The sequence below is a fragment of the Burkholderia sp. Ac-20392 genome (genome assembly GCF_017104585.1).
In the GTDB taxonomy this organism is placed as follows: domain Bacteria; phylum Pseudomonadota; class Gammaproteobacteria; order Burkholderiales; family Burkholderiaceae; genus Burkholderia; species Burkholderia lata.
Window position 1 is genome coordinate 1 of the sequence record NZ_JAAGPB010000931.1, and the last position, 1,703, is coordinate 1,703.

The window sequence follows — 1,703 nt, forward strand, 5'->3', positions numbered from 1 at the left end:
TCGGCGAGCGCACCGGCGTTGACGGTGCAGGTGACGCGTGCCGTGAACTGCACGCCGTCGCGGGCGCACGCGAACGTCACGCGGCTGCCGGCGGCGCTGGCTTCGACCGCGGTCGTCAGCATCGTCCAGAGCGCCTGTGCGATGCGTTCGCGGTCGGCGGTCAGCGACGGTTCGCCGTCCGGCAGCGTCGCATCGAGCGCGACCTGTCGTGCGTCGGCGAGCGCGAAACGGACGAGCGCGATCGTGTCGTCGAGCAGCGCGCGCAGCGCGAACGGCTGCGGCTTGAGGGCGAGCGTGCGCGTGTCGGCGCGCGGCGCGTCGAGCACGTCGTCGATCAGCGCGACCTGCTGGTCGATGCCCGTGCGGATGCCCGCGAGCGCGCGCTGCAGGTTCGGATCGGCGTTGGCGAGCTGGCGCTCGAGCACGTACGCCCAGCTATGCATGGCGTTCAGCGGGCTGCGCAGGTCGTGCGACGCGGTGGAGAGCGCCTGGTCGCGCAGGAACAGCGCCGCCTGGGTGGCGTAATGCGCTGCGCGTTCGCGCAGCAGGTCGGCGGCGGGATCGACGGAAGTGGACGTCACGGAGCTGGCCTGTCGGAAGCGGTTGGCGTGGAAGTCACGCGAACCGCCATTATAGGGACGGTGCGTGTCACGCCGGCAGCGCGTCCTCGTCCTTTTTCCTGGCGTCGCCGTTCGGCAGCAGCTGGCACGCGAGCAGGCCGGCCAGCATCAGCGCGCAGCCGATGAGCGCACGCAGCGTCAGCGTTTCGCCGAGCGCGGCCCAGCCGGCGATCGCCGCGAACACGCCTTCCATGCTGAAGATCACGGCCGCGTGCGCGGGCGCCGCGTCGCGTTGCGCGACGACCTGCAGCGTATAGCCGACGCCGACCGACAGCAGACCGCCGTACAGCAGCGTCGGCAGCGCGTTGCGCAGCATCGTGCCGCTGACCGGCTCGATGACGAGGCCGACCGCGAGGCACGCCACGCCGCACACGACGAACTGCATGAACGCGAGCACGAGCGGATTGTGGCGCTTCGCGAAATGGCCGACGGCCATCACGTGCGCGGCGATGATCACGGCGCCGGCGAGCTGGAACCAGTCGCCGTACAGCACCGAGAAGTGCTCGTTGATGCTGAGGAAATACAGGCCGATCGCCGCGAGCAGCGCGCCGAACCACGTGCCCGGGCCGATCCGGTGACGGGCGAACACACCCATCAGCGGCACGATCACGACGTACAGCGAGCTGATGAAGCCCGCGTTGGCGATGCGCGTGTACTGCAGGCCGATCTGCTGCAGCGAAATCGATACCGCCAGCAGCCCGCCGAGCGCGAGGCCCGGCAGCAGCAGCTTCGGCTCACGGCGGATCGCCGCGAGTTGCGTGCGCGACGCGGTGTTCAGCATCAGCAGCGGCACCAGCACCAGCGCGCCGAGCAGGAAACGGAGCCCCGTAAACAGGAACGGCCCGATCACGTCGAGGCTCAGGCGTTGGGCGACGAAAGCCGAACCCCAGATCGCGGCGGCGGCGAGCATCAGCAGGTTGGCACGGAGGTGCTTGCGGGCTTCGGGCTTCATTGGAATTCTTCTGGAGATTGCGGGCGGCGTAATCCGCTAGTTTACGCCGAGATTGCAAGACTGTCGGCAAACCTGCGCAATGCGGCGGCGGCGCGTGCGTCGCGTACGCGCGAATACAGCACGACCTGCGA

The 1,703-nt window shown here is 69.4% G+C and carries 2 protein-coding genes and 1 pseudogene; all 3 read right to left on the minus strand.

Features of this window, described 5'->3' with window-relative positions; all coding sequences use genetic code 11:
* A partial coding sequence (locus tag G3N99_RS39805; protein WP_206125142.1) for a HAMP domain-containing sensor histidine kinase occupies positions 1-581 on the minus strand: 581 nt, incomplete at its 3' end.
* 67 nt (positions 582-648) lie between these two features.
* On the minus strand, positions 649-1,572 hold the full coding sequence (locus G3N99_RS39810; protein WP_174938675.1) for a DMT family transporter: 924 nt from the start codon (positions 1,570-1,572) through the stop codon (positions 649-651).
* 41 nt (positions 1,573-1,613) lie between these two features.
* Positions 1,614-1,703 (minus strand): annotated as a pseudogene (locus G3N99_RS39815) (LysR family transcriptional regulator); the annotation flags it as partial.

Coding starts and splice junctions, on each gene's coding strand:
- G3N99_RS39810 (WP_174938675.1), bottom strand. CDS start 1,572: ATGAAGCCCGAAGCCCGCAAGCACCTCCGTGCCAACCTGCTGATGCTC.